Source organism: Streptomyces sp. CC224B (assembly GCF_030010595.1).
Classification (GTDB): Bacteria; Actinomycetota; Actinomycetes; order Streptomycetales; family Streptomycetaceae; genus Streptomyces; species Streptomyces longispororuber.
Window position 1 is genome coordinate 1 of the sequence record NZ_JASCXL010000101.1, and the last position, 17,699, is coordinate 17,699.

The 17,699-nt window shown below is 71.3% G+C and carries 16 protein-coding genes and 3 pseudogenes; 6 read left to right on the forward strand and 13 right to left on the reverse strand.

Features of this window, described 5'->3' with window-relative positions; genetic code table 11:
- Both QK440_RS31505 and QK440_RS31510 read left to right on the forward strand, forming a co-directional pair.
- A pseudogene (locus QK440_RS31505) lies at positions 1–213 on the forward strand (hypothetical protein); the annotation flags it as partial.
- Positions 204–362, forward strand: coding sequence for a hypothetical protein (locus QK440_RS31510; RefSeq protein ID WP_282796652.1), 159 nt, complete (start codon positions 204–206; stop codon positions 360–362). The pseudogene QK440_RS31505 and the gene QK440_RS31510, both read left to right, overlap by 10 nt.
- A gap of 585 nt (positions 363–947) precedes the next feature.
- Here QK440_RS31510 and QK440_RS31515 read toward each other — a convergent pair.
- The 3 genes from QK440_RS31515 to QK440_RS31525 form a co-directional block, all read right to left on the reverse strand.
- The gene (locus tag QK440_RS31515; RefSeq protein WP_282796653.1) at positions 948–1,559 is read right to left on the reverse strand and encodes an NAD(P)H-dependent oxidoreductase; all 612 of its coding nucleotides are present in this window, start codon (positions 1,557–1,559) and stop codon (positions 948–950) included.
- A 131-nt stretch (positions 1,560–1,690) separates the two neighbouring features.
- Entirely contained in the window at positions 1,691–2,812 is a 1,122-nt protein-coding gene (locus QK440_RS31520) for a homogentisate 1,2-dioxygenase (RefSeq protein WP_282796654.1), read from the reverse strand.
- Positions 2,813–2,938: 126 nt separating this feature from the next.
- The gene (locus QK440_RS31525) at positions 2,939–3,853 is read right to left on the reverse strand and encodes an NADP-dependent oxidoreductase (RefSeq protein WP_282796655.1); all 915 of its coding nucleotides are present in this window, start codon (positions 3,851–3,853) and stop codon (positions 2,939–2,941) included.
- 164 nt (positions 3,854–4,017) lie between these two features.
- On the opposite strand from QK440_RS31525, the gene QK440_RS31530 reads away from it, so the two are divergent.
- Entirely contained in the window at positions 4,018–4,974 is a 957-nt protein-coding gene (locus tag QK440_RS31530; protein WP_282796656.1) for a LysR family transcriptional regulator, read from the forward strand.
- Positions 4,975–5,372: 398 nt separating this feature from the next.
- On the opposite strand, the gene QK440_RS31535 is transcribed toward QK440_RS31530, so the two are convergent.
- Entirely contained in the window at positions 5,373–5,549 is a 177-nt protein-coding gene (locus tag QK440_RS31535; protein WP_282796657.1) for a hypothetical protein, read from the reverse strand.
- A 2,455-nt stretch (positions 5,550–8,004) separates the two neighbouring features.
- Here QK440_RS31535 and QK440_RS31540 point away from each other — a divergent pair.
- Entirely contained in the window at positions 8,005–8,307 is a 303-nt protein-coding gene (locus tag QK440_RS31540; protein WP_282796658.1) for a hypothetical protein, read from the forward strand.
- 113 nt (positions 8,308–8,420) lie between these two features.
- Here QK440_RS31540 and QK440_RS31545 read toward each other — a convergent pair.
- Positions 8,421–8,652, reverse strand: a pseudogene (locus QK440_RS31545) (transposase); the annotation flags it as partial.
- A 41-nt stretch (positions 8,653–8,693) separates the two neighbouring features.
- On the opposite strand from QK440_RS31545, the gene QK440_RS31550 reads away from it, so the two are divergent.
- Both QK440_RS31550 and QK440_RS31555 read left to right on the forward strand, forming a co-directional pair.
- Entirely contained in the window at positions 8,694–8,969 is a 276-nt protein-coding gene (locus QK440_RS31550) for a hypothetical protein (protein WP_282796679.1), read from the forward strand.
- A 216-nt stretch (positions 8,970–9,185) separates the two neighbouring features.
- Entirely contained in the window at positions 9,186–10,565 is a 1,380-nt protein-coding gene (locus QK440_RS31555) for a hypothetical protein (protein ID WP_282796659.1), read from the forward strand.
- A 76-nt stretch (positions 10,566–10,641) separates the two neighbouring features.
- On the opposite strand, the gene QK440_RS31560 is transcribed toward QK440_RS31555, so the two are convergent.
- The 8 genes and pseudogenes from QK440_RS31560 to QK440_RS31595 form a co-directional block, all read right to left on the reverse strand.
- Positions 10,642–10,821 carry a hypothetical protein gene (locus tag QK440_RS31560; RefSeq protein WP_282796680.1) on the reverse strand — a complete coding sequence of 60 codons (180 nt, stop codon included), beginning with the start codon at positions 10,819–10,821 and terminating at the stop codon, positions 10,642–10,644.
- 112 nt (positions 10,822–10,933) lie between these two features.
- Positions 10,934–11,182: a hypothetical protein gene (locus tag QK440_RS31565; RefSeq protein ID WP_282796681.1), complete on the reverse strand. Its 249-nt coding sequence runs from the start codon at positions 11,180–11,182 to the stop codon at positions 10,934–10,936.
- A 215-nt stretch (positions 11,183–11,397) separates the two neighbouring features.
- Positions 11,398–11,595, reverse strand: a pseudogene (locus QK440_RS31570) (DUF721 domain-containing protein); the annotation flags it as partial.
- 162 nt (positions 11,596–11,757) lie between these two features.
- Positions 11,758–12,075, reverse strand: coding sequence for a hypothetical protein (locus QK440_RS31575; protein ID WP_282796660.1), 318 nt, complete (start codon positions 12,073–12,075; stop codon positions 11,758–11,760).
- Positions 12,076–12,186: 111 nt separating this feature from the next.
- The gene (locus tag QK440_RS31580; RefSeq protein ID WP_282796661.1) at positions 12,187–12,834 is read right to left on the reverse strand and encodes a response regulator transcription factor; all 648 of its coding nucleotides are present in this window, start codon (positions 12,832–12,834) and stop codon (positions 12,187–12,189) included.
- Positions 12,822–14,060, reverse strand: coding sequence for a sensor histidine kinase (locus tag QK440_RS31585; RefSeq protein WP_282796662.1), 1,239 nt, complete (start codon positions 14,058–14,060; stop codon positions 12,822–12,824). The genes QK440_RS31580 and QK440_RS31585 overlap by 13 nt, the downstream gene beginning before the upstream one ends.
- Positions 14,061–14,131: 71 nt before the next feature.
- A complete protein-coding gene (locus QK440_RS31590; RefSeq protein ID WP_282796663.1) occupies positions 14,132–16,651 on the reverse strand; it encodes an ABC transporter permease in 2,520 nt (839 codons plus the stop codon).
- The gene (locus tag QK440_RS31595; protein ID WP_282796664.1) at positions 16,648–17,391 is read right to left on the reverse strand and encodes an ABC transporter ATP-binding protein; all 744 of its coding nucleotides are present in this window, start codon (positions 17,389–17,391) and stop codon (positions 16,648–16,650) included. Before QK440_RS31595 ends, QK440_RS31590 begins: the two co-directional genes overlap by 4 nt.
- Positions 17,392–17,699: the final 308 nt, after the last annotated feature.

Here is a 17,699-nt window from a genome sequence, read left to right on the forward strand (position 1 = left end):
CTGAGCCTCGCCGCCGTCCCCGACCGCCTGATGCGCATGCTCACCCTCACCGGCATCGACACCCTCCTGCCCGTCCATGCCACGGCCGCTGCCGTAGTCGCTGCCAGGGCTGAAACCGGCACGGGCCCGGAGAGCTCGCTCGCGCACGGGGCGGCCAGCGCGGTTCCCATGCCGACCGTGCCGGGGCCCTCGGTGGTGATGAGGTGGTGGTAGCCGTACCGGGTGGCGGCGAGCAGAACCTCGGTCTGCGGCACGGCTCGTCCGTAGCGTGCGACGAGGCTCATGGCGAGCCGGGCTCCGCTCATCTCGCCAAGGGAGGCCGCGACGACGCCTCTGGCCTGATCAAGGTCAGGGAAGACTGACTGAGCGAACATAGCCCGCACCCTCCCGACACGGGCGGCGCTGTGAACGTCACGGCGGCCGGGGGCAGCATCCGCCGTCGGCACGGCCAACGGCGGGATCCACCAGCACCGGCACACCGGGCCCCGTGAACCCGCGGCCTGGCCGCACCAGGTCGGCGTCATCCCGTCCCGAGCGCAGTGCTTCCAGCAGCGCGCGGAGCGGGAACGGCTGCGCGCCGCGGTCGACGGGGGCGGCACCGCGGTCCTGGGCCAGGTGCTGACCGGGATGGGTGGGGTCGGCAGGACACAGCTCGCTGCCGATTACGCGCGCGCCGCCTGGGACACCGCAGGCCTCGACGTCCTGCTCTGGGTCACCGCCGACACCCGCTCGTCCGTCGTGGCCGCCTACGGGCAGGCCGGCGTGGAGCTGTGCCGGGCCGACCCCGACGACCGCGAACAGGTCGCCCGCGCCTTTCTGGCCTGGCTGGCGCCCAAACCCGGCCAACGGCGTGCCGGTGGCTGGTCGTTCTGGACGACGTCGCCGACCTGGCGGACCTACGCGGCCTGTGGCCGCGTAGGTCCGCCCGCACGGCCGCGAGAGGGCGGTCAGCCGGCGAGCTGGCTTTGCCAGTGGTGCAGCGGCTGGATGAGGCGGCGTCCGGCCTGGTGGTCGATGGCTTCGGCGAGGCCCTGCAGGAGGGAGATGAGCATGGCGCGGGTAGTGGGGTCGGTCAGGCGCTCGCTCGGCTCGGCCTCGTGGTCCAGGCGGGTGTGGACTTCGGGGACGGCGACCTGGGGGCCACCGACCACGTAGACGTTGAGCAGGGCGAACAGTTCGCGCAGCTGACTTTGGGCGCGGATACCGCCGAAGACGCCCGGGGAGGCGGACAGGACTACCGCGGCGTGGCCGGGCAGGACGCTCTCGCCGTAGGGGCGCGAAGCCCAGTCCAGGGCGTTCTTCAGTACGCCGGGCATGGCGCCGTTGTATTCGGGGGTGGCCACGATCAGGCCGTCGGCCTCGGCGATGGCCTGCCACAGCCTGCGTACGGCGGTCGGCGGGTCGGTCTCGAGGTCTTCGTTGAAGTGGGGCAGTTCGTCCAGGCCCTTGAACAGCTCGATGTGCATGTCCTGGGGGGCGAGGGTTTGAAGGCCCTGGAGCATCTGGGTGTTGAACGAGGCGGCTCGCAGAGAGCCGGAGATGGCCAGGACGCGGCTCATGAGGGGTACTCCAGGAAGAAGAGCGCGGCGGTGATGCCGCGCGGACGTGGGTAAGCGGTGCGGGGGCAAGAGGCTGACCCCGCCGGGCGGTGGTGCGAAGCGGGACCAGCGGCCGGGGCCGCTCGGCTCGGTCAGCCGCGGAAGCCCTCGCGCTGGGCGAAGTCGGGGATCTCGCCGGCCGCGAAGGCGTCCGTGTAGTGCAGGGGGTGGATGGTGTCGATGTTCCACACGTAGATCGGCAGCCGGTCGCGGACCGCGGCCAGGCGTGCATGGTTGGGGCCGTGGTTCATCCCGCCGGGGGTGACGCTCATCAGCCCGGGGGGCGGGCCGCCCCTGCGGCCGTCGTGGGTGCCGAGGGAGACGATCACCTCGTCGTAGTCGACGTTGCGGTGGTAGGGCTGTGCGCGCTCGGCGTCCTCGGCGCTCTGCATCGGGCGCGGGGCCATGGTGACGATCCAGTTCTGGCCCGACTGGAACGTGGCGTGCGTCATCGGCGGCACATCCAGCCGTTCCGATGTCAACGGCCGGATGTCCGCCAGCCGGAGACGGAACGGGGCGAGGTTGCCGGTCCAGCCCTCGACGTCGGCGGGATCGAAGGCGTAGAAGATCGACGACAGCTCCCCGTCGCGCTTGACGAGCACCTCCCACTCCCCGTCCGCGTTCTCCGCCGAGATGCCCATGGGCCGGGGGCCGAGCTGGGGGACGTCCAGGACGCCTCGGTCGAACGGCAGGAAGTGACCGAGCAGGCCCCTCTCGGGAAGCGCAACCGGCTCTCGCGTCTCCACCACATACGTCAGGTGCTCAACCCCTTCGTCGGGCACGAGCCGGTAGCTGGTGCCCTTCGGAATGATCAGATACTCCAGCGGCCCGTACGTGAGCGTGCCGTAGTCGCAGACCAGGGTGCCGCTGCCGGACTGGGTCAGGAGCAGGGTGTCGCCGTCGGCGTTGCGGAAGTAGTACGGCATCGCAGCGGACCGCTTGGATACCGAGATCCTGATGTCGTCGTTGAACATCAGCAGCGTCGGCAGCGCCCTGGCATCCGACGCGTCAGCTGTCGCGAGGTCGGTGAGCTGGAGACCGCGCGGCCGGATCGGGCCCTCCACGCGCAGCCAGTCGGTGGTGGGGTGGGCGTGGTAGAGCTGGGAGACCTCCCCCTCGAAGCCACGGCGTGCGTGGTGCTCCTCGTAGGTGCCCTCTGGCACCGCCGAGTGGGCCTGACGGGCTATCCGGCCCTGGACGTGCTTGGCGAACATGGGGACTCCTCCATCGGCGCGAACCGGTGCCGCGCCAGTCGGGTGAGTGGTGTGGGGGTGCGGCGGGGCAGGCGGCGGCCCCGCCGCACCGCTTGGGGGCGGCGCTGCCGTCGTGCTGGTAGCGGATCAGTCCAGGGTGAGTACGAGCTTGCCGCGCTGGCCGCCGGCTTCCATCAGCCGGTGCGCTTCGGCGAGGTCGGCCAGTGCGAAGCGGCGGGCGACGGGCAGGTCCAGATCACCGCGGGCGGCGAGGCCGGCGACCTGGGCCACGGTCTCGGCCGCGCGGGTGCCGAACATCATCGTGATGCCGTACTGCTTGGCCAGCGGCGGGCTGACGAGGGTCACGATGCGCGCCTTGTCGCCGGTCACGGCGATCGAGACGGTGATCGCTTCCTCGGAGCCGGTCAGGTCGAGGCAGGCGTCCACCCCCTGCGAGGCCAGCTCCCGTACCCGCTCCTCCAGGCCATCGCCGTAGGTGACGGGGATGGCGCCGAGGGCCCGTACGTAGTCGTGGTTGTCCTGGCTGGCGGTGCCGATGACCGTGGCGCCCCAGGCACGGACGAACTGGACGGCCACCGAGCCGACGCCGCCGGCCGCACCGTGGATCAGCACCGTCTCACCGGCGCTAACACCGAGCTTGCGCAAGGCGTTGAACGCTGCCTGGCCGACCGCGCCGATGACCGCCGCCGTCTCCCACGACAGCTGCGACGGCTTGGAGGTCAGGTTCTCGGCAGGGACGACGACCTGTTCCGCATAGGCCGCCAGGTCGACGAACCCGATCACCTCATCACCCACCGCGAAGCCTTCGACTCCGGCGCCGACCTGGTCGACCACACCCGCGAACTCGTTGCCGAGCTGCTGAGGGAAGGAGATGTCGAAGACCGCGTCGAACTCCCCGCGCCGGACCTTCGCATCGATCGGGTTCAGCCCCGCCGCCTTGACCCGCACCCGCACCTGCCCCGCCCCGGCCTTCGGCTCGGGGAGATCAGCCACCCGGAGCACCTCCGGAGTGCCGTAGGAGTCCATCACTACTGCCTTCATGCTGGCCGCCGCCTTACCTTCGATTGAGCGAACTGGGGCCGGAAGTGTCCTTCGATCAGTACTGTCCAGCGCCCTTCTGGTAACTAAGTCAACGCCTGTGGCTCACTCGCGTCCAACACTCTTGAGCTGCTATGTGACAGTCAGTGGCTGTTAACGTGGAGAGTGTGGATCTTGACCTGCGCCAGGTGCGTTACGCCGTCACCCTTGCCGAGGAACTGCACTTCGGCCGGGCGGCAGCGGCGCTGTCCATCGCCCAGCAGACGCTTTCCTCGCAGATCACCGCCCTGGAAAGCCGTGTCGGTGTTCCGCTGTTCACCCGCGACCGCCGCCGCGTCGCCCTGACCCCGGCGGGCGAGATCTTCGTCAAACGCGGCCGACGCCTGCTGGCCGACGCCCAGCGCCTCGTCGACGAGGTCGCCCGCACCCGCGCACCTCTGCGGATCGATGTCCTCACCGAAGGGCTCACCCCGTCGCTCATCACCCAGCACCTGCGCGGCGAGTCACCGTGTCTGCCCTTCGAGGTCTTCCAGAGCCAGGGCCTGGCCGCCGCCCTGCCCCGTCTGCTCGCCGGAGATCTCGACATCGCCTTCGGCCGTCCCCGCGGCCTCGGCCAGGACCTCCCCGCCACCCTGGGCACGATGCCGGTACGTCTGGAGCCCATCGGCGTCGTGATGCCCAGCGACCACCCACTCGCAGCCCACGACGAGGTGACGCTCGCCGCGCTTGCCGACCATCCCCTCCTGGTCCACACCGCCGAGGAAGCCGCAGAATGGCGCGACTGGATCGACGAAGCCATCAACGACTTCAGCCTCCAGGTCGCACTGCGGGTACGGGGGCACGGTCGCGCCGCCATCCACGCCACGGTCCTCGCCCGCGGCTACCCCGCCTTCGGCCTCACCACCGGAGGACTCCCCGACGGCCTCACCGCCCGCCCCCTCATCAACTCTGTACCGCTCTACCCCTGGCACGCCGTGTGGAACACCAACACAGCAGCACCTACCGTCAATCGCGCCCTGGAACTCATCCACACCTACGCCAAGGGCCACCACTGGCACCAGTTCCCCGACCGCACCTGGTGGCTCCCAGACACCGACCGGACCCACCTGAACGGCCCCTCCTGACACTGCCGGGGAGTGTGCAACGAACGGCGATCCTCGCCTACGTTGCAGCGGCCGACTTCGGCCGAGGGCGCCAGGAGTAAGACCATCCCTGGGCGATCCAGGGTGGTTGGCTGTGGTCGGTCGCAGTCGGGATGCTGTTAGCAGTAACTGCGCTTCGTCGAGCGGGGCCCGGCCGCGGTGCGCGCCGCCCAAACCAGAACTTCATTAACAGCCGATAACGGACAACTACTGATGTTGCCGCTGTCTATGATTACGCGGAAGTGTCCAAACGGTGCCCATGATCACGCGGACAAGATGCTTACGTCGCGGCGTCCTTCCGCTCGGGTGCGGTCGGCCGTCGCGGCAGTGAGGCGCCGGGGGGCAGACACATCACTCTTGGATGCTGTCGCACCTTGGTTTCAGCAATGCGATTCCAGTTCCTCGAGCGCCTTGTGCCACAGCCTGGGCAGGTCGACGCCGCATGGGAAGGCATCGTCGTAAACAGCGTACAATTGACATTCCGCCTGATACCTAGTCAGTGCTAGGTGGCACAATTGACCGATGACAGGGGCACCCCAGCCGAAGGCGTTGGTCATCGCAGCATCGTGGATCGAGGGCCGTCGAGAGGCGAAGGGCAAATACGTAGCGGTCATGGGGGCGTTTCTGCCGCTGACGAGCTGGCGAAGGGCCCATCGGCTCAGCGGAGGCGGTGTCAGCCGCAGCAGACGGCGGGAGGTCTGAATTCGCTCTTCCGTTGTCTGTGCAGTGAGCTGTCGGGTGATGCGCAGGTGACGGCTCACGGGGTGCGGGTCTTCGCAGGGCAGCCGGACGTGCACCATGGTGAGATGATTTCCCAGGGCTCCTCGCTCGGAGGTCTTCCTGGTATTTACGGGCCACAAAAGACCGAGGCACTTTGGCTTTTTCCTTCTGACAGCCTGATGGTGCGCAGTGCTCCTGTGAGGGATGCCAGGAAGATGTCGCTGATGCTGCCGTCCAGACACCGAGCGACCTGGTGCAGTCGCTGCGTCGATACGCTACTGGTAATGAAGGAAGTCTTTCCCGTGGGAGGCGCGTCGTAGGGGGCTGGGCAGCGGCACGGGACCAGGCTGGCTGCAATATCCCAGGCGAGATTGCACAGTCCCCGAATGGGCACGTGGGCGACGTTCTTCTCAGGTGTTCGAAGGCCTGGTGGCTGCGGTTGAGGCGGCGAGCACAAGGTCTGCAAGACGTGGAACATACCGGAGCCGTCGGCCTGCGCATGGTGGATACGAAACAGAAGAACATGCTCCGATGTGACGGCGTCATTGTGGATCAACCACATGTCCCAGCGGGGTTCGTGTTCAGGGGGCAGCGGGTGGGGCTTCACCTGCTGGACACAGTCTTGCCATGTTGAGACGCCCGTTACCCGCAGAGTGCGTACGTGCCGGTGCAGGTCGAGATGGGAGACGGGCTCCCAGCGAGGCGTCTTCGAGGCCGGGGTGAGACGGTGTGTGAGCGTGGGCAGTTCGGCCAGGCGTGACCGCACGAGGCACGAAGGGAGTCCACGGAGGGCGCACTTCCGGCGAACGCGCTGCCCATCCGATGGTCAGCTGATCAGGTTCTCCCATGCGGTGGAAGTTTTGGCTGATGCAATCAGCGCGCTGTGGGAGCGATAGCGGCGTAGGAGACAGAGAGGCCTGAAATCGTCGATAAGGCAGACCACCGTGTCCAGGGGCTGGAACGGCAGTCCTGGGGACACAGGGCGGTCGGTGAGAAGGAGGCAGCAACGGCTTGAGCACCGCCCACGATTCATCAGTCAGTTCATGACGACGCACCACGCACAGACTAACGACACCGCCACTTTGCCGACACGACTTAGATGCTGCTGCCCGGTGCCATCGACGGCAAGCACGGCTCGGGACGTCGGCAACTTCCGGCAGCCGGGCCGGTCTCGACGAGGCGGTGGAGCACGATCGCGTAGCCGTCGGTGCCAGCGACCTCGGCGGCCTCGAGCGGCGGGTGCCCCGCTCATCTCCGGTCTGAATCTGGCGGCGACGCGAGTTGGCGGTTCCCGGTCTGGCTGCGGACGTCTCGGGGGCCCTCACAAATGGATAAGCCGTCAAGGGACGTCCAATCCGTCCTCGGGATCGATCCACGCCAGGCACCCCGGCGTCGGCACCGGTCTCTCGTCGACTGCGTCCAGTAGTGGTCCCTCGCCGGTCAACGCGTCACTCCGCCCGGTCGCAGGATGCTCGGGACATCGCGGCAGGGCGTCCGCGGTGCCTCGCGGGCACGACTCCGCGGCCACATCCGGCCGCTCCAGTCCGGTGCCGGCCAGGATCCAGCGCGCGTCCCGCAGCAGGCTCGGAGCGTCCGCATACGCCGAGCTCGGCACCGAGCGACCACGGCCAGCGGCAGCATGGCGCGGCCGCGAGGGCGCGTGGGTGGAACGGCAGTTTCGGCAGCCAGAGCGGCAGGTCTGGCGGAGGCAAAACAGGCCCGCGACGTCGTGACCGGGCAGACGGCCGGCGCTCTGCCGGGCGCCCCTCTTCCAGCTCCGACTCGGGCAGTGCCGCGGCATGCTCGGCGGTGGGCGCCGGGCTGGAGCCAGCTGCTGCGGCTTCCTGGCCAGCGTGCGCACTCCAGCACCTCCTGCAGGGCCAGGTGGCCGGCGTTTCGGCGTCCGCCGTGTTCGTGCTGCCGGCATCGGGACGCCCTTGCACCCGGGTCAGACTCGACGGCGCCCAGTTGGATGTTTCGTGGAGTCCTGTGGCCTTTCGGCCACCCTGCAGTCCTGTGAGTGATCCAGAACTCGTCATGTCATGGGGCTCTCGGATGGTACGGGTGGGGAGAACGGTTTCTGGGCGACGGGTCCCGGTGACGGCCGTCCCGGCGTGACTGGCCGCGAGTTCACCGCCACGGCTGGGGTTCCGTGGCAGGAAGTGCGTGGTGCCACGGAAGGGTTTGAGCCGCCTCACGACGAACCGCACAGGAACGGGCACTTGATGGCCATGCTCTTGGTGGGCACCGGCGCGGTGCGGGCACTGACGAGACAGAAGGGGCAGTCACAACATGAGCATGATGCAGTCCGGCAAGATCACCCTCAGCTCCGATAAGCCCACGGAGAAGAAGGGCGGCCAGACCAGCACCTTCAGGCGCGTGGACTTCCCGACTCCGTTCCCGTCCGGCTCCGAGGTGATCGTGCAGACCACCGTCCAGACCTTCAACGGCCCCCAGACACCTGGCGTCCGGCTCCACGACGTGAACGAGAAGGGCTTCCTGATCCGGATGAACGAGGTCTACAGCTCGGACAGCGGCACGGCCGACGGCCTGCACACGGAAGAGGTCATCGGCTGGACCGCCTACACGGTCTGACCTCCCGGCCTGCCCGCCACGCACCGCGCCCGGCCTCCCCGCCGCGCGCGGTGCAGTCCGTTCTCGGTGCCCTGGGCGTCGCGCGCTGAACCCGGCGAGCCCTTACTTGTCTTTTAACCCCTGAGGCTGTCGCGCTCGATGACGGTCTCGGGGCGTTTGGTCGTTTTCCCGACGTCGTAGTGGGTCACGAGGCGGCGGTTCTTCGAACCAAGTGGCCCACCTGGTCCGGGTGTTGAGGGTGTCGGTGCGCGGGCCGGACAGTGCAGGTGCGGGCGGAAGGTGCCGAAACCCTCGGCGGACTCGGGCCGGGGCGAGGCGCGCGGGCTCGGTCGGCTTCTCCCAGGGCGGCGGAGGTCCGCTACCTGGACAAGGTCAGCGACAACGGGGTGAAGAACCCCTTCGCCGCGGTGCAGCGTCCGGTCATCGACCCGGACTCCTCGCTCACCCCCGGCTACACCCAGCAGGAGTGGGCCACGCTGCTGCTCACCGCCCGCGACCACCACCGGGTCGCGGTGTACCGCAAGTGTGTCCACGCCCTGCTGCTCATGCTCTACACCTGCTGCCTGCGCGCGCTGGCAGATGGTAGCGGCGACGGTCTTGCCGAGGCCGGCTCCGCCGTGAAGGCTGGACGTTTTTCGCCGGGAAGCCGGCTGGCATCTTGAATGTGCCAACTCCCTGAAGGGCAACCGCTGTGGCGTCCTGTCACTCATACGAACGAGCCACCACTTGGCGTTACAGAAAGTGGGCAGGTAGGCGCCATGAGTGGGACACAGGACCCGGATGAGACGAAAACGGCCGCTGCCGCCGGCCACCAGAGCCACACGGGAGATGACACGTGCCCTCCCGACGGACAGCGGGAACCATGCGGTGATGGATTTGTGCGGGCGGCGGTCCACCGTTTCCACGAGATCCTGAGCGACGACGCCCTGGCCGCCGCCACCCACGAGGAGTTGCGGCGCGCGCAGGAAGCCGCAGGGCTGCTGGTGGAGGGAAGGGTGGTGGCCCCGGTGCTGAGGCCCCGGTTCATCACCGGAGGCGACATCGCCCGGGCCTGCGCGGCGGCGAGCCTGCTCGGCAGCGCCCTGCAACGCCTCGCCGGCCAGGCGCTCCACGACGGCACCGCCGGGACCGACGCCCGCAAGGTGCTGGCTCTGTCCGCGGTGGAGCGAGCCCTGCTGCAGCGAGCTCCCGTCTCGGACGGCGTGGCACTGCACGGGCGCCTGGACGGGTTCGTGGCCGGCACGCGGCTGGCCTTCGTCGAGTACAACGCCACCGTTTCCTGCGGCCCGCTCACCCAGGATCTGCTGGCCGGCATCTACCACGACACGCCCGCCATGCGGGCCTTCACTGAGGAGTTCGCGGTGTGGTGCCCGCCTGCGGCGGCGCGCAGCGCGGATGCGGTCGTGCATGCCTGGGAGGTGGGCGGTGCGCCGGGGGACCGGCCGCGGGTGGCGATCTGCGACTGCCTGCCCTCGCCCTCTCCGTGGGAGTTCGCCATGATGCGCCGTGAGCTGACAACCCGGGGTGTGGACGCGGTGGAGGTCTCCACCGACGACTTCGGGTACGACCGGGCTTTCGGGCTCTTCGTGCGGGACGGGGCGGGACGGCGGCAGCGCATCACTGCGGTCTACCGGCGTGCCGTCCTGTCGGATCTGATCGAACGTCACGGCATGGGCCTGCTGGAGCACCCTCTGGTGCGGGCATGGAGTGAGGGAGCGTGCGTGCTGGTCAACACGTTCACCAGCCATGTGGCGCACAAGAAGTCCGCGCTGGCGCTCCTGGGGGACCCGGCTGTGGCGGGCTTGTTGTGTGCTGAGGAAGCGGAAGCCGTGGACACACACGTGCCGTGGACGCGCGTGGTGCAGCCGGGGCCGACCACGCACCGGGGTGAAGAGGTCGATCTGCTTCCTTTCGCCACCGAGCACCGCGAGGAACTGGTCCTGAAGCCGAACGATGACTACGGCGGGCGCGGCGTCGTCCTGGGCCGCTCCCGTACCGCCGAGCAGTGGCGGGAGGACCTCGCACACGCCGAGCGCACGCCCCATGTGGTGCAGGAGGCGGTTCCGCTCCCCCACGCGGACTATCCGCTGTGGCAGGAGGGCCGGACGCAGTTCGTCCGCTGGAACGAGAGCACCGACCCCTACCTCCTGAGAGGCGCGGCCCACGGCTGTGTGAGCCGCCTGTCGACCGACGCACTGCTCAACGTCGGTGCCGGCGGCGCCGCGGTCCCCCTCTTCCACGTGCTGCCCACGCCGTGAAGCAGAGCACGGACACCTCCGCGGAATGCCCCGACTCCAGCACCCTCTTCGTCAGCAGCTGCGGCAGACCAGCGCCTCACCGGACAACTGCAGCCTTCTCTTCCCGGGCCCGGTCCATGCCGTCACCGGCGAGGACCTTGACCGCCACCAGGCGGTCGACCCGCGGGTCGTGCGCCTTCCGGACTTGCCCGAACCCGCCCGCACCGATGGGCTCGATCAGCCGGTAGCGGCCGTCCAGCACGGTCCCTGCCCGCACGACTCCCCTTCTCGGTGCGCACCGCGACGCACGGTATACCAGGCGTGTACCCGTCACGCTACGCCGGGACAACCACCTGGAACAGGGAAGTGCTGATCTCCTGCGTTTCGGCTCAGGCCATGGTTCGCAGAGCCCTCGGCGGGCCGATGGTTGGCGTCCCAGCTTCCCGCGCCGCACGCTCTTGCCGGGCCCGGCGTAGCACGGCGGCCTCGGTCGCCGCGGCCTGGCGGCGGCGCTGGGCGCGGGCCTGCTCGACCGGGGCCGGCGCATCATCCGCGACGACATCAGGTTCGGTGAACGCCCGGCGTGACAGCTCCTGCATCGCGGCGGTCTGCCGCTCCACCGCCTCTGCGATGCCCATGCCCGCCATGGACGGCCAGGCGGCCTGATGGTGCGCCTCACCGCGGTGTTGCTCGGGCGGCGTCCGCCCCCCCCGGCACGGCGGGCGCAGTCGGCTGCGGGATCGGCGAGACGGCCGTCGTGCCGGGGGGCGGCCTTCGGGGGCGCGGGCGCCAGGACGTGAACGGTGCGGACGTTCGCGCCGGACACCTTCTCGTTGGCCGTGGAGATCAGCTTCGGTGCTTTCCAGCGCAGCTGCGTGCCGTGCGTGGGCGCGTCGGGAGCGACGGCCAGGCGGCCGGTGTCCACGTCGAAGCCCGCCGCCTGGACGTGCCTGGCCAGCTCGGGCGCGGCCGCGGCGAGGATGTCGTCGAACCGGGCGAGGACGCTGCCGCCGGCGGCCGGGGCCATCATGCCGCGCTCGGTCATCATCATGCCGATCGCCGCACGAAGCCCAAGCGGATCACGGCCGTCGCGCCGTACGACGGTGCCGGTGCGCCGCTTCGCCTTCGTCGTCTGGGCGGCGCCGTTCTTCTTCGCCGCCACGGGCCGCGACCAGGGCCTGGCGCGCGAAATCGACCCCGCTCGGCTTGGCGCTCATGCCATCACCGCCCCGGCCGTACCGCCGTCCAGCGGGCGCGCGGCGAGCTTCGGCAGCTGGTCCGTCCACGGCGCGGCCGCGGCGGTCTCGGTGCGGGTGGCGATCTGCTTGCGCAGCTGCTCCAGCCGCGTCGCCAGCAGGTACCCGGCCACGCGCTCCCGGGCCACGTCGGCGGCCTTCATCGCCGCGGCGACGGCGTCCGCGCCGGTCGGGTTGTACTGGAACCAGGGACGGCCCTGCTCGGCCTTGAACGCCCGCCGGGCCTCGGCCTGCCCGGTCCAGCCCAGCATCGCCAGCGCGGCTGAAGGTGTCACCTGCCGGCGGAAGCGGGTATGCAGGATGGCTCACGAGCCGCAGCGTTCAGGCATCTCCCGCCAGGCCACCCGGCCTGGACTCTAAGCGATCCGTTCAGGGTCCTGCGGTCCTCAGGCGTTGAGGTAGGTGAGGACGGCCTGTACCCGCCGGTGGGTGTCGTGGGTGGGTGGGAGGTCGAGCTTGGCGAGCAGGTTGGAGATGTGTTTCTCGACGGAGACGGGGGCCAGGACGAGGCGTTCGGCGATGGCGGCGTTGGACAGGCCCTGGGCCATGAGGGCAAGGACGTCGTGTTCGCGGGGGGTCAGCCGGGTTAGGGCGGTGTCCTGGCTGCTGCGGGCGAAGATCTGGGCGACGACCTCGGGGTCGAGGGCTGTGCCGCCGGCGGCGACGCGTTCGAGGGCGTCGAGGAAGGCGTCGAGGTCGGTGACGCGGTCCTTGAGGAGGTAGCCGACGCCGCCGTGGCCGTCGGCCAGGAGCTCGGCGGCGTAGGAGCGTTCGACGTACTGGGACAGGATGATCACCGGCGGGGCGGGGGTGTGGCGGGCGCGGATCTCGATGGCGGCGCGCAGTCCTTCGTCGCGGAAGCCCGGCGGGAGCCGGACGTCGACGAGGGCGAGGTCGGGCTGGTGGGTGTCCACCGCCGCGATCAGTGCGGGTCCGGAGTCGACGGCGGCGAGCACGTCGTGCCCGGTGGCGGTGAGCAGACGGATGAGTCCCTCGCGCAGCAGGAGCAGGTCTTCGGCGATCACAAGGCGCATGGGAACTCCGCGTGGACGGTGGTGGGGCCACCGGTGGGGCTGGTCAGGGCGAGGGTGCCGTCGAGGGCTTCGATGCGGCGGCGCAGTCCGGTCAGTCCGGGCCCGTCGGGGTCGGCTCCGCCGCGCCCGTCGTCGGTGACGGTGACGGTGAGCGTGCCGTCGGCGTGGGGGTGGACGGTGACGGTGGCGGTGGTGGCGTGGGCGTGTTTGGTGATGTTGGTGAGGGCTTCCGCGATCAGGAAGTAGGCGGCGGCCTCCAGGGCGGGCGCCAGGCGGTGGGGAAGGCGTACGTCGGAGGTGACGGGCAGGGGGTGGTCGGCGAGGAGGGCGGTCAGGGCGCCGTCCAGGCCGCGGTCGGTGAGGATCGGGGGGTGGATGCCGCGCACGAGGTGGCGTAGCTCGTCCAGGGCGGTATTGACCTCGGCGCGGGCTGCGGCCAGGTCGGCGCGGGCCTGGGCGGCGGCGGGGCCGAGGGCTTTGAGGCGTCGCTCGGCCAGGGCCAAGGTCATGCCGAGAGCGACGATGCGGGCCTGGGCGCCGTCGTGCAGGTCGCGTTCGATGCGGCGCAGTTCGGCGGCCTGGGCGTCGATGGCCCGGCTGCGGGTGCGAGCCAGGTGGTCGGTGCGCTCGGTCAGGCGCTGGGTGCGGCCGGGGCCGAGCAGACCGGCGGCCAGCGAGGCCTGTCCGGTGGCCAGGGCGCGGACGAGGCGCGCGAGGACGGGCAGCGCGACCAGCGCGGCCAGGGCCGTCAGTGCCCGGCGCGGCAGCGTGGTCACGGTGATGAATCCGAGGTCGCCGCGGCGGGCCGGGGGCAGGGCCCAGGCCCAGGCCGGCGAGGTGAGGGCCGCCAGGTCCACGGCCAGGGCCACCACGGCGACGACGGCGCAGACCAGGGCCAGCGGGAAGAGGATCGTCAGCCAGGCCGCGTCCCGCCAGGTGGCCGGGTGCGCGGCCCGCTGCCGGGCCCGGGCGAGGACGGTGTCGGCCTCGGTGGGCGGGTACGGGGCCGGGACCGCGTCGGGCAGGACGAGACCGGCGCGGCGCCGTTCGAGTCCGGCGAGCCGGCGCGCTACGGCCGTGGTGGCGAGGAAGGCGGGGGCGCCCAGGTGGGTGACGGCCAGGACCGCGCAGCCGGTGACGCCTGCCACGACGGTCACCAGCGCCCCGACGCCCGCGGCCAGGCCGAGCAGCAGATACCGCAGGGACCGGACGGTGCGCTCGACCATGTCCCGCACTTTACGGATGGCCGGTCCCGCCGCGGCGGGACGGGCTCCGGCCGCTGCCTTGCGTGTCGGCTTCACTGCTCGCTCCGTCCGCCGGGGGCCGTGGTGGTACGCAGCACCAGGCGCGTGGACAGGGCCGCGCCCGCCAGGCCGAGAAGTCCGGCGCCGGCCAACAGGCCCGCGTATTGGACCGGGTCGACGAGCAGGCGCCACTGGCCGTCCTGAGCCCTGCTGAAGGTGCCCACGACCACCGCGGTGATGGCCGCCCCCACGAGCAGGCCCGCGGCGACCGTCAGGACGGCCTCGCGCACGGCCATGGCCCGCACCTGGCGGACGGTGGCGCCCAGCAGCCGCAGGGCTGCGTACTCGCCGCGGCGGCCGAGGGCGGCCATGGCGAAGGTGTTGAGCACGGCGACGGCGGTGAAGACCACGGAGATGCCTGTCAGCAGAAGCAGCGCCGCCCGCTGCGAGGCGGCCTCGGCGTCCCGCCGGCTGTCCGCGGCGCCGGCGCCCGCCGACAGGTGTGGGAACCGCGCGCGCAGATCGGCCAGGGCGGCCGGGCGGGGGGCTTGGCCGAGGTGGACGGCCGACAGCAGGGGCCGGGCGGTGTGCGCCGCGGCGAGCGGGCCGGGCAGCAGCATGTCGCCGAAGCCAGATGACCGGGCGTACAGCGCCACCACCGGCCGGCGCAGCCGGGTGCCGTCCGGCAGCCACAGCGCGGCCGTGTCGCCCACCCGCCAGTGCTGGGCGTCAGCCAGGTCTTCGCTGATCGCCACCCCCTCGGCCAGGCCGCGCAGGGAACCATGGGTGACGTCCAGGTCGAGGACGCCGTCGCCGCTGCGGTACAGGCCCTGGGCGGGGTGGTGCCGCGGCTTGCCGCCCTCACGGACCATGACCTCGGTGGGCAGGGTCGCGTCCGCGTCCCGCACCCCGGGCATCCCGGCCGCCTCCGAGTAGGCACGCAGCGGCAGACCGGGGCCGCCGTCGGCGGACAGGGTGGTACGGGCGGGCGCCATCCGGGCGGTCGCGGCCTGATCAGTGAGGTCGCTCAGCAGGGTGGAGTTCAGCAGCATGGTGGCGTTCAGGGCGAACAGCAGCGTCAGCGGCATGGCCGCCCCCGCCGCCCGCAGGGGAAAGCGCCGGGTGTTGGCGGCGGCCAGCCGTCCGGTCGCTCCCGGCAGCAGGCCGCCGAAAAGGGCGCCCACCGCCCGCACCAGCCACGGCCCCAGGGCGGCAGCGGCACAGATCAGCAGGGCGCAGCCGATGAAGCCCATGCCCACGCCGATCCCGCCGCGCATCGGCGTGAACGCCAGCACCGCCGCCGCGCCCGCGATCAGCACCGTCCCCGTCAGCAGGCGCCAGAACCCGCCGCCGGCCGGGGCGGCGGCCGACTCCCGCATCGCCTCCGCCGGCGCGATCCGGGCCACCCGCCGCGCGGCGAAGTACGCCGCCGACCGCGCCACCGCCACCCCGGCTGCGGCCGCGATCAGCAGGGGCCACACACCGCCGTGCACCTTCAGGGATGCCGGAACGGCGCCGGTGTCCACGAACCGGTCGCGCATCCAGCCCGCCAGCCACAGCCCGACCGGGGCCCCCGCCACGGCGGCGGCCACGCCCACCGCCCATGCCTCCAGGCCCAGCAGCCGACGCACCTGGCGCGGTGTGGCCCCCAGCGTCCGCAGCAACGCCAGCTCGCGCAGGCGCTGCCGGGCGGCGAAGGCGATGGTCCCGGCGATGACGAACAGGGCGGCGAACACGGTGATGCCGGCCATGGAACCGAACACCCCGACCGCGCCGGTGTAGGTGACCAGCGCGGCCGGCGCGTCGGCCCGCACCCGCTCCTCACCGGTGAGCACCCGCACATTCCCTCCGGCCGCCGACCGGACCCCGTCCAGTACCTCGTTGTCGTCAGCACCCGGCGCGAAGCGCAGGGCGAGCGCGGTCGCGTCGCCCGGCTGGGCCAGCCGCTCCGCGTCCGAGACGGAGAAGAACGCCGCGCCCTGCCAGGGCAGCTGCGGGCCCTCGGGGGCCGCGACGATGCCGGCGAGACGGAACGAGGCCACCTCCTTCGACAGGGCCATGCGCACCCGGTCCCCGGGGCGCACCTCGGCACGCCGGGCCAGTCCCGCGTCGAGTACCACCTCGCCGTTGTGGGGCGCGTGCCCGCTGAGGAGCCGGAAGGGAGTCAAGGGTGCCGACGTCCAGGGGTGCCCCAGCACCGGCGCCCCGCCCGACCCGCCTGCGACCGGACTCCCCTCGGCCGTGAGCGGCTGGGCGTGGAACGACACGTCCTTGGTCACCCGCGCCACTCCGGGCACCGCGGCCAGGCGGTCGGCCAGACCGGCGGGCAGCGCGGGCGCGCCGGACAACGGGCGGCTCTTGGTCTTGTCCCCGTCCCGCACGGACACCTGGCGCGGGCTGCTGACCACGGCGTCCGCGGCGGTGTACCGGTCGGATCCGGCCGGAGAGGACAGCGCGGAGAACAACAGGGTGCCGCAGGCGGCGACCAGCGCCACCGCCAGGGCCGTGCCGGCGAAGGTGCCGGCGAAGGACCACCAGCGGTGGCGCACGGTGGCGAGAGCGAGACGGATCATCGGGTACTCAGCTCCGTCATCACCGCGGCGACCTGCGCGGCCGACGCACCGTCGAGGCAGGAGTGGAGCCGGCCGTCGGCCAGGAAGAGGACCTGGTCCGCCCAGGCGGCGGCAGCGGGGTCGTGCGTGACCATCACCACCGTCCGATCCAGCTCGTCCACCGCCTCCCGCAGCAGCGCCAACACCTCGTGCCCGGCCGACAGGTCGAGCGCTCCGGTCGGCTCGTCGGCGAACAGCACCTCAGGGCGTCCGGCCAGCGCCCGCGCGACCGCCACCCGCTGCTGCTGACCGCCCGAGAGCTGGTCGGGGCGGGCGTGCTTGCGCCCGGACAGTCCCACGCGTGCGAGGACCTCGTCAGCCCAGCGCCGGTCCGGGCGCACACCGGCCAGGCGCTGCGGCAGCAGGACGTTCTGCCACACCGACAAGACCGGGACCAGGTTGAACGACTGGAACACGAAACCCGCCCGCCGACGGCGCGTCCGCGTCAGCGCGGGCTCCCGCAGCGCGCCGATGTCCTCCCCGGCCAGCCGGACCCGCCCGGCGCTGGGCCGCTCCAGCCCTGCCGCGCAGTTCAGCAGCGTCGATTTGCCGGACCCGGAAGGACCCATCACCGCCGAGAACGTTCCCGCCGCCAGCCGCGCGCTCACTCCACGCAGCGCGGGCGTCCCGCCACCGCCGGGGTACGTCTTCGACACATCTTCCAGCTCGACCGCAGCCGCCGGATCACTCGCGAGGTCCATGATCCCAGCCTCACCGGAACGAAGCCGCGCGCCTACATGGCCCACTCGTAACCTGAAGGTGGGGATAGCCCTACCTTCAGGTAGCTGGTCCTGCCGTTCTTGCACGGGCCCACACCGGTCAGCCGTAGTACTCCAGCCAGAATGCGTGGCCTGAGCTGGTTCATGTTCGGTAGGCAGTGTCGGGCTGCGGCTTGGTGCCGTCTGCGCCGGAGGGACCAGTGCAACGCGTGGATGACTGCTCCGAGGCTGGGTGTGGGCGGGGCAGGAGCGTGTCCGGCGTCCACATCGATCTTCACGGTCGTATCAGC